The organism is Verrucomicrobiales bacterium, assembly GCA_016793885.1.
GTDB lineage: Bacteria > Verrucomicrobiota > Verrucomicrobiia > Limisphaerales > UBA11320 > UBA11320.
Genome location: JAEUHE010000087.1, coordinates 1 through 8844, shown reverse-complemented (window position 1 = coordinate 8844; position 8844 = coordinate 1). Strand labels below are relative to the sequence as shown.

The following is an 8844-nucleotide window of genomic DNA, read 5'->3' as shown; positions in this document are numbered from 1 at the left end:
CCCGCAGGGTTCAAAGAAATTTAGCCGGGGGTGCTCGCACCCCCGGAACTGTTAAAAGTACGGAGCATCGCGCAGCGATGCCACTGGCTTCTGAGACTTGCGTCAACCGCTTCAAGGAACCTAATCAGTTCGTCAGCCCATAGGCCGACGGGTGGCACGCCTTTCAGGGTGCTGTTTATTGGGGGGCCGACAGACCGGGGGTGTCGCTGCGCTCCACGCCCCGGCTCATCTCTTTGAACCCGCAGGGTTCTCGGCTTCGGCATCATGACCTCAGGCGAACACGTGAGGATCCCCTGCAACTTGTCTAGTGCCCATTTTTGGAGGTAAAGGCTGTGTCGTGCCACCGCACTCCCTAGGAAATGCCGTTAAACGTCCAGGGGTTCACTTTGGTTTTGATGCCTGGCGAAGCCGTTGGTGCACCCAGGTGAGGTAGCAGGAGACGCAGCTTGCGTGTCTTGTCAAAGCAGTGGCTCCGGCAGGGTGATGCGAACTGGCCAATGCGGAAACTCAGTCTGACTGGTCAGGGGGAGTGTGATGTGCCTCAGTTCAGCTCGCTCCGCTTACTTTTCAGCCCGGTGCCCCTGTGCATGCCCCTTAGCCCCCATCGTTGCTAATCGGATGGTTGACTCGAAGACTGGGCGGCTCGGACGAGCGCCTCCGTTGTTGCGGGAAGCTTCTCCCGACGGTGTGCGATGCCGACAACGGCCGGGGGCGGCGGCGGGTCTAGAGGAAGGAAGGTGAGTCGCCGACCAACCGTTGTCGCGAAGATGGATGCGCAGATGCACACACCCTTGCCTGACTCGACGGCCGCGGCGAGGCTGGCGCCGCTGTCGCACTCTTCGACGATGCGGAGCTTTCTCGCTCGGCGCCCAATCCTGAGGGCGACGAAGTCGTGGTAGTCGGGATACTGCTGACGGGAATAGGCGACAATCGGCGCCGCGCAGGCATCGTCCAGGGACACCTTGCGGCGGCGTGCGAAAGGATGGTTTGCTGGCAGAGCGATCCCAACCGGGTACGTCTTCAACTGCTTGAAGGTCAGACCCCGAGCCGCCTGGGTTGAGGGCTGCATCATGAGCGCCGCGTGCAGTCGGCCGTGTCGAAGACCGGCCAGCATCTCCGGCGACGAGTGGTCGTGCAGAACGACACGAACATGGGGAAACTCTTTTCGAAACGTCCTCAACAACTTCGGGAGGATCTCCACGGTGGGCGTTGGCGCATATCCGAGGTGCAGCTCTCCCTGACCTCCGGAGGCGACATCCCGAACCTTTCTGACTGCTTCCTCCACACGCTTTAGCGAGGCCCTGGCCTCCTCAAGAAAGACTCGACCGGCGTCGGTGAGCCGAATGATCTTTCCGCTTCGCGTGAACAAGGCAACTCCCAGCTCGTTCTCGAGATCGTGAATCTGCCGCGTCAGCGGCGGTTGCGAGAGGTGAAGGCGGGCCGCTGCACGCGTTACGTTCTGCTCTTCGGCCACGACGACAAAATAGCGGAGATGGCGTAGTTCCATGCCAACCCCAACCATACCCAGCGGGTATTACGACTCAAGGAACATGATATTTCCGGAACTCGTCACGACGGTTCTAACCTTCTCAGGAAGATTGAAAGAGCGAATCGGAACTATGAAAGACAAGAGAACAATCATGACGAGTGACCCCCGTGTGCGTAGGAAATGCCTCCCCGGAAGCGTGATCTGCGTCCCGCGGCAAGTCCCGCATGGGTTCAAAAACATCGGTGATAGTCCCTTACACCTGATCATCGCGCTGTCGCCTGCGGGTTTTGAGGAATGGTTCGCACGATGTGCGACGGAGTTCACGAATGGGCGTATTCCAGAGCCCGAAGAGATGGCGCGGCTAGCCGCCGAGCATGGAATGTCATTTCTCGATGAAGCTGCTGGCCATCGGTCCTCCCCCTCGACATTCGTGTTCGTGCCTCAGGACGAGATTTTATGAGCTCATTGCCCTACCTGGCGCCTGACAGAGTGGAGTTTGAAGCGGTGCTGTCTGGCAGGAATTTTAGGATACCTGATCTAAACCGACCGCCGATGCCAGAACTGGCTGCTCCCGGGGTCATCCTCAACGGTCGAAGCGTCGGGGGACTTCGAGGTTTGGATGCGTCCGTGGGATACCCCGATGCGCGGAGTTTCCGACGGAAGTTCGGACTGGTTGTTCCTGCCACCAATACGAGCATGGAGCATGAATTGTGGAGCATCATCTTCGGGAACCCAGGCCTGGACGGTTTGCGTGGCGTCGGTCTGCACACGGTTAATGTCGTCACACCTAGTCCGAGGTTGGTGACAAAGCGTGACCTGATGAGCTACCAAAAGCAGTTTCTCGGGGGACTCGAGGCGGCCATGAACGTGGCGGCGCTGGCGCAACCGGAATACATGATCATGGGCATGAGCTTGGAGCACGTCGTCGGCGGTCTTGAAGCCATCCGCTTGCCGATCGCCCACCTCCAAGCCCATACCGGCCTGGGATGGGCATCTTCGCATGAGGCCATGCCCGCGGCTTTGAAGAAGTTTGGCGCCCACCGTATTGGTCTCCTCACTCCGTTTGACAAGCTGGGCAACGAGTCTGCGAAGCGAATGTTCGAAGAGCTCGGTTTCGAGGTCGTTGCGAGCGTGGGTTTCTCCTGTGCCAACGCCCTGCACATCGCCCACATTCCTGACGCGGCCAAAGAAGAGGCCATCCTGAAGCTGCTCGCCACGAAAGAGAATCGGCTGGATGCCATCGTCCAGTGCGGGACAAATATGAGCCTGCTGGAAGTGACGGAAAAGCTCGAAACCGTCACCGGGATACCTATCCTGGGCGTCAACGCTGTTCTCTTCTGGTATGCGCTGCGGGAGAATGGATTTGCGGCCCCGCTGGTCGGTGCAGGCCGGTTGTTAAAAGAGTTTTAAACCCCACCCAGGAAAACTGAATCATGAACCTGTCACCCTCCTCCCATACCGATACCCTCAGGGCAACGCACATCGCGGAAACCGCGCTTTACGTGAACCATCTGGATCGCGCGATCAAGTTCTACGGGGATCTGCTGAGCTGTCCGGTACTTCGCCGTGATGAGCGGTTCTGTGCGCTTCGGCTCTCCGCAGCACAAGTTCTATTGCTGTTTGCGCGGGGTCATTCCCTGAAGCCGACGCGACTGAACGACGAGGCTTGGATCCCCGACCACGACGGCGCAGGGCCTTTGCATGTCTGCTTTGGAATCCAAGCCGGCGAGGTGGCCGGATGGGAGGACAAGCTGTCACAACTGGGCATCGCCATCGAAAGCCGTGTTGGCTGGCCAAATGGCGCCGCCAGCATTTACTTCCGAGATCTCGACAACCATTTGGTGGAGTTGGCCACACCGAACCTATGGCACTGAGCATACACCGGCTCGCAGTCTGCTTCGGCTGTACTGCTAGCTTTAGTCACTGCCGGACGGAGTAAAACGTCTGCCCGGCGGGAGGCGCGGGGTCGGTGAAGATGAGAGTGGAGCCGTTGCGTTCCAGTTCTGCATCGGTCACCTGGGTCCAAGTCTGGAGATCGAGACTGCGCCAGAGGGAGAGCTCGATGCCGGGGACGTCGTTGAGACCCAGTTGGAACCGGGTGGCCTCCCGTTGCATGAGCGAGATGTGGAGAAAGGGTTCGAACGGGACGCGAATTCCCAGTAGCCCCGCCCAGTCCTCGAAGCTGCGGTCCTGAAACATCCGAAAGTTGTCGAACCGCACTTGCTCCCGTTCCAGCACCGTCTTCAAGGCCGGGCTGGCTTGCTCCGTGAGGGCGTTCCAGAACTCGTTTACCTGCGTGATCATGGGTGCGTAGATCGGCACCGTCTCACCCCGGCCCGCCAGCAGTGCGACGATGCCGGGCTGAAATGTGGCCAGAACTTCCTGCGCCTGCGTGAAGAGAGACGGTTGCTCCAAGAACAAGCGCACCACCTCGGCCCCGTGCTCGCGATACAATCCTGCCCATCGCTGGCCGGCGACGCTTCCTTCCATCAGGGCTTCGAGCGCGTAAGTGACGACGATTGAATTTGGGTCATTCCCCGCGTTGCTTGCGCTGCCGAAGCGGGCGGGTGTCGTGTAACATTCAGGAGTGATGTAATCCCACATGCTTGCCCACTGACGCGGGCAATACTGCAAAGCGATCTCCGCGAGCCTGGATAGAGGCCTCTGCACGAGTGTGCCTGCGTAGATTTCGACACTTGCCTGCAACCGCCCGTTGGTCGCGGTGACTGTACAGCAATACGGCCCGGCTCGACCAACTACCGTGTGCAGCCCAAGTAGCGACACGGGTTTAAAGAGGACACCGGGATCGGAGCAGCTTTCACTCCAGGCCGTTTCAAACTTCCGAACTGGCAGAAGCTGTCCGCTGGAGAACCAACCTTGGAGGTGAAGAACCTTCTGCTGCTTCTCAGGCAACAGCAACGATTCTGGAAGCCGGATTTCCCACAACACTGGAAAATCCACAGTCCGGCTCACTTCGTTTGCTCCGTTCGCATCAGTCAGCGTGACGACGATGGTTCGCTGTGGATAAAACATGTCGGGTCCTGTGAACCAGTCGGCTGTTAGTTCAGTATTCTCGTAGCGCAGCCGACCGAGCAGCGCCACGGCCGCTTCACTATCCGCCGAAGCTTCCAGCCTGCAGGTCACCAACCCGCCGGTGACTTGCACCCTCCCGAAGGCCGTGCCGCGAAAGCGCACCGTCTGCTCGCTGCCGAATGCCCCTTCGAAAACGACTTCATCCGCCTCGGGAAACGAGCGATTCGGCCGGAAGCCGAGTCGATCCACCGCACCATCGTAATTCTTGGTGATCTCCACCGTCAGGCTGCTACCCGCCAACGTCCCCTCAGGCAGCAGGGTTGCGGGATGGGGCACCACGAAGCAGCCACCTACCTCGTTCGCTGCTTCCGGCAGTCGGAAACTGAGGGGTAGGCCAAGGAGGCTCTTCGCCGCCGGTAGGAACTTTCGCAGTTCGACGCGGTGCGGGTTCGCGGAAAGGGTGAGCAACATGGTTTCGTTCAGGCCGGGAATCGGCACTCGTTGTCCGAAGGGGCGGCCGACGAACCCGCCGGTAATGTTCCCCGCGGAACTCACGAGTCCGAAGACGTCATCCGGTCCTGGAATGGTTCCTTGCAGTGCTGCCAGCTCTAGGTGTCCATCTAGCACGATGGGCTGGATGGCAGAAAGATGGTCGCGCGGTTCGATCAGACTGAACTTGCTGGTGGCGGTGGAACCGAAGGAAAGCCGGTCGAAGATGAACCGCCCTTGAATCTGGCCCTCGACCCGGGCTTGCCTCACGTAGGCTTGCCCAGCGGCAGTGCTGCCCGCCCGCAACAACACGTTGCCATTGAGGGTGGCCTCGTACCCGAACCCGGCGCCGACACTCAGGTGCCCCCCCGCCTCCTGAACCAGATCCAGTCCCGCGCCCGTCTGGAAGTCGATCGTGCTCCCGAACGTAGTCACCCTCCCGCGATTAGACAGGAAGATGAATGGGATGGGCTCTTCCTGGCCCCAGATACGGAGAGCTCCTTCATTGCGCAGTTCGGGAGCGCCGCTCACGCGGATGAATCCTGCGATCGCAGCCACGCCCAAGGATGCCGAAGGATTGATGACCACCCTGACATCACCATCACACCGCAGAGGAGACTCCAGCCGGGAGGTTCCGTTCAGCACCAAGCTGCAACCATCACGCAGAGTAAGGGCGTCCGTTCTTAGGCCCTCCAGGGTGGCCCGTCCCTGCACCGTCATCCGGCCCTGCCCTGACAACGTGCCATTGTTCCAATTGAGGCTGCCGCGGATGGTGAGATTGGCCGCTGAGGACTGAAGGTCCAGTGTGCCGCCGCTACTCAGGGAAAGGCTCCGGACGGTGATGTCGCCGGTTACTCGAGCGGTTACGGGATGCTGTTGCCAGAGGACGTCAAAAAACTCCGTCGCGTTGTCATTCGGCACGCGGCCGATGTCCCAGTTGGCGGGGTTGTTCCAGTCCCCATCAGCGGTGCCAATCCACCGCGCCATGAATCCGGTGCGTGGGACGACGGTTACGGTGAAGCTGCGTTCTGCGCGCCCAGCCATCGTATCGGTGGCGAAGATGGTCACGGGATAGGAGCGCCCGGCTTGCTCCAGGGTCGGACGCCACGTAAGCACGCCAGTGGGCGAAACCGTGAGCCCGTCCGGCTTGACGACCAGGGAGTAGAAGATGTTCTGGCGGGGATCATCCGAGTCCACGGCGACCAATGGATACGTGAACTCCGCTCCTTCCGTGACTGACTGGTCAAGAATGGGAGCGAGTTCAGGCAGCTGATTGCCCTCCGTTGCATCCAGGAAGAAGGACACGGTGACACTGGCCGGTGGATTGGCGTTGCTGGTCGCTCGCACGGTGAACGTGCGTCGCTGTCCCCCCTCCTGTTCACCTGGCATCCAACTGAACTCACCTGTTAGTGGATTGATCTGCGCGCCGTAGGTTTCCCCGATCAGTTCAAACGCCAGGGTGCGCTGGGGCGCCAGCGGATCGACTGTTTGTATGGATCGCGTGACCACCGTGTGCTCAGCCACGCTCCCCGATGGGATAGGCCGGAGTTGGAAATCCGGGCCGGGCGGCAGGACGGAGGCGAAGGAGTCTCCCACGCGCAATTCGTCGGCGCTCCAAGCGGCGGGGCCGGTTAGGGCCAGCACGCCCGCGGTCCCCAGGTTCAGATCCGTCTTGACGGCATCGGCCACGGCCGGCTCCGTCGCGCCCACCGTCGGATTCACATAGAGCGAGATGCGGTCGTTGCCGGCATTAAACTGGAATCGCAAGACGATCAACGTGACGGCATTCGCCGTCACAGTACGCGTGCTCGCCACCTGGCCGGTTCCGCCCGCGTTTTCGAGTACGTATCGGGTAGTGGCGCCGCCTCCCGGCTTGCCCGCGAACAGATCGGCCCCAGCGCTGCCCAGGACTTGCAGCCCGAAATAACTGGAGGGCGAGGGCGTGGCATCGGGTCGGACGAGAAGGCTCACGTAGCGCACGGTGCCATCGCCTCCCATGGGCTGGGCCAGGAGGCGCCGCGCGCCTTGCGCCGAACCGGTCGTCACGCGCAGGCGCACGCCGTCGCTGCCCAGTCCGGGGTACGTCAACGATGGGGTAACCATTTGAAACCGCGACGCTGGCACCCCGGTGTTCACACCTGCCACCCATGCTCCGTTGAAGCCGGTGCCGCCAGTTTGCCCCGGCAGCGCGGCGTTCAAGGGATAGGCGAAACTGTCGTGGCTGAGGAGCGCACCCAAGCTCCTCGAGCCTGACGCGCCGCAGAAGCAAGCGATCAGTACGAGGCTAAGAGAAGTCGAGGTTGGCCACAGGGCGAACCGCGTTCGACGGGACGAACGTGGGTTGGTTGAGTTCATGATCTTATTCTCCGACTAATTCGACGCGGAAGTAATTGCCTCCGGCCAGAGCCCCGATGGGGATGGTCTTGGTCGCGGTCGCTCCAGTGGCTTCGATGTCCCCGGGGACCGGCGTCCATTCGGTGGCCGGCAAGGTATCGGAAGCGATGAGCCGATATATCCGTCCGGGAATGGCCCGCCAGGTGACTTCCAATTGTGCGCCTGTCTGCGCGGAGCTAAGGATTTCCAGCCTACCTGTCACCTGCACCTGAAAGCTGCGGTTGTCGCTGGCTGTTGGCAATCCGTTGTCAGTGACGCCTACGGTGAAGTCTGCGACTGTCCCGGCAGCCGTCACCGGTGCACTCCAGCTGACTACCCCGGCGGGGCTCAGGGTGGCGTCGCTGGGGCCGGTCGGCAGCGAATAGGTCAATGTGTTGGCCGGCAGATCGGAATCAGTCGCGCTCAGGTTGGCAGTAAACGTGGTGCCGGCGTGGATCATCGTGGCGTCGGGCAGGGCTGGGAGCACTGGAGCTAGGTTTACTTCGTTGACCGTCACGCTGAAACTGGTGGTGTGCCCGAGCGCCGGGGTGCCATTGTCCGTGACCCGTACGGTCACGTTGTGAACGCCCGGTCCTTGCGCTTCCGCCGGTGTCCAGGTGATCAAGCCAGAAGAGGGGTTAATCGTCATGCCGGCCGGTGCGGTGGTGAGTGAGTAAGTGAACGTTTGCGGAGGCAAGTCCTGGTCCGTCGCGGTGGGGGTGAGGGAGAGGACCGTCTCCTCGTTCACGGTCTGATTGGCGATGGCCGCCAGGGTGGGGGCGGTGTTGGCGACAATGAGTTGCGCGCTGGTTGCACCGTATTGCATCCGCCAGGCGATCCGTTCCGGTTCGGCTGACTGAACCGCGGCGAAACTGCCGTTCCGCGAGGCGTAGGTGAGCACGGTGAACGCATCGTCTTTCTTCGGGAGAAATCCATTCACCAGAGTGGCGCGGACGAGGCCTCCGAGCAGGGCCTGCCCCGAGACCATGAGCCGGTCATACTGTGTGGTAGGCGTGAATCCGCCGATCTCCAGTTGCAACCTGCCACCAGCGGACTGCGGGTAATCGCCCGTCACACGCAAAGTTCCCGACGACACCCCCGGAGCTACGACGCCGACGTTGGTAGCGGCGGAGGCGGCGGACAAATCCAACGTTCCCGTTCCGCTGAGCAACCCCGTGGCAGAATTTGCTAGCGCGGCACCTGACAAGACCAAGGTCGCCGCCGCCATTACGCGCGTCTCGCCCTGATTGGAGAAGGAGCCAGCCGACACTGTGGTCGTGCCGGCAGTCACTTCCATCAGCCCGCTGTTGCGATGGTTCGCACCGGCCAGGAGTTCCAGGTTCGCGGCGACCTCGAGGGTGCCACGATTGTCGAGTTCGGCGTTGATGACCCGACCGCCGCCCGTGCCCTGGAGCACGCGCAGAACACCGTCGGCCGCATTGAGCAGTGTTCCGGTGGTC

At 61.4% G+C, this 8844-nt stretch carries 6 protein-coding genes; 3 read left to right on the top strand and 3 right to left on the bottom strand.

Translation table 11 applies throughout. The annotated features are described in order from the left end of the window. Positions 1 to 610: 610 nt before the first annotated feature. Positions 611 to 1507, bottom strand: a complete 897-nt coding sequence (locus JNN07_10395) for a LysR family transcriptional regulator (GenBank protein MBL9168139.1) — start codon at positions 1505 to 1507, stop codon at positions 611 to 613. Positions 1508 to 1640: 133 nt separating this feature from the next. Here JNN07_10395 and JNN07_10390 point away from each other — a divergent pair, with 133 nt between their 5' ends. Genes JNN07_10390 through JNN07_10380 form a run of 3 tightly spaced genes read left to right on the top strand, consistent with a single transcriptional unit; the run spans position 1641 to position 3363 of the window. Beyond that, a complete protein-coding gene (locus JNN07_10390) occupies positions 1641 to 1949 on the top strand; it encodes a hypothetical protein (protein MBL9168138.1) in 309 nt (102 codons plus the stop codon). Beyond that, positions 1946 to 2899, top strand: a complete 954-nt coding sequence (locus JNN07_10385) for a hypothetical protein (GenBank protein MBL9168137.1) — start codon at positions 1946 to 1948, stop codon at positions 2897 to 2899. Before JNN07_10390 ends, JNN07_10385 begins: the two co-directional genes overlap by 4 nt. A gap of 23 nt (positions 2900 to 2922) precedes the next feature. Continuing rightward, positions 2923 to 3363, top strand: coding sequence for a VOC family protein (locus JNN07_10380; GenBank protein ID MBL9168136.1), 441 nt, complete (start codon positions 2923 to 2925; stop codon positions 3361 to 3363). Between the two features lie 46 nt (positions 3364 to 3409). Here the strand turns inward: JNN07_10380 and JNN07_10375 are convergent, their stop codons facing one another. Further along, positions 3410 to 7366, bottom strand: a complete 3957-nt coding sequence (locus JNN07_10375; GenBank protein MBL9168135.1) for a hypothetical protein — start codon at positions 7364 to 7366, stop codon at positions 3410 to 3412. A 4-nt stretch (positions 7367 to 7370) separates the two neighbouring features. After that, positions 7371 to 8844: putative Ig domain-containing protein (locus JNN07_10370; protein ID MBL9168134.1), on the bottom strand; the 1474-nt coding region annotated here is incomplete at its 5' end.

Coding starts and splice junctions, on each gene's coding strand:
- JNN07_10395 (MBL9168139.1), bottom strand. CDS start 1,507: ATGGAACTACGCCATCTCCGCTATTTTGTCGTCGTGGCCGAAGAGCAG.
- JNN07_10385 (MBL9168137.1), top strand. CDS start 1,946: ATGAGCTCATTGCCCTACCTGGCGCCTGACAGAGTGGAGTTTGAAGCG.
- JNN07_10380 (MBL9168136.1), top strand. CDS start 2,923: ATGAACCTGTCACCCTCCTCCCATACCGATACCCTCAGGGCAACGCAC.
- JNN07_10390 (MBL9168138.1), top strand. CDS start 1,641: ATGACGAGTGACCCCCGTGTGCGTAGGAAATGCCTCCCCGGAAGCGTG.
- JNN07_10375 (MBL9168135.1), bottom strand. CDS start 7,366: ATGAACTCAACCAACCCACGTTCGTCCCGTCGAACGCGGTTCGCCCTG.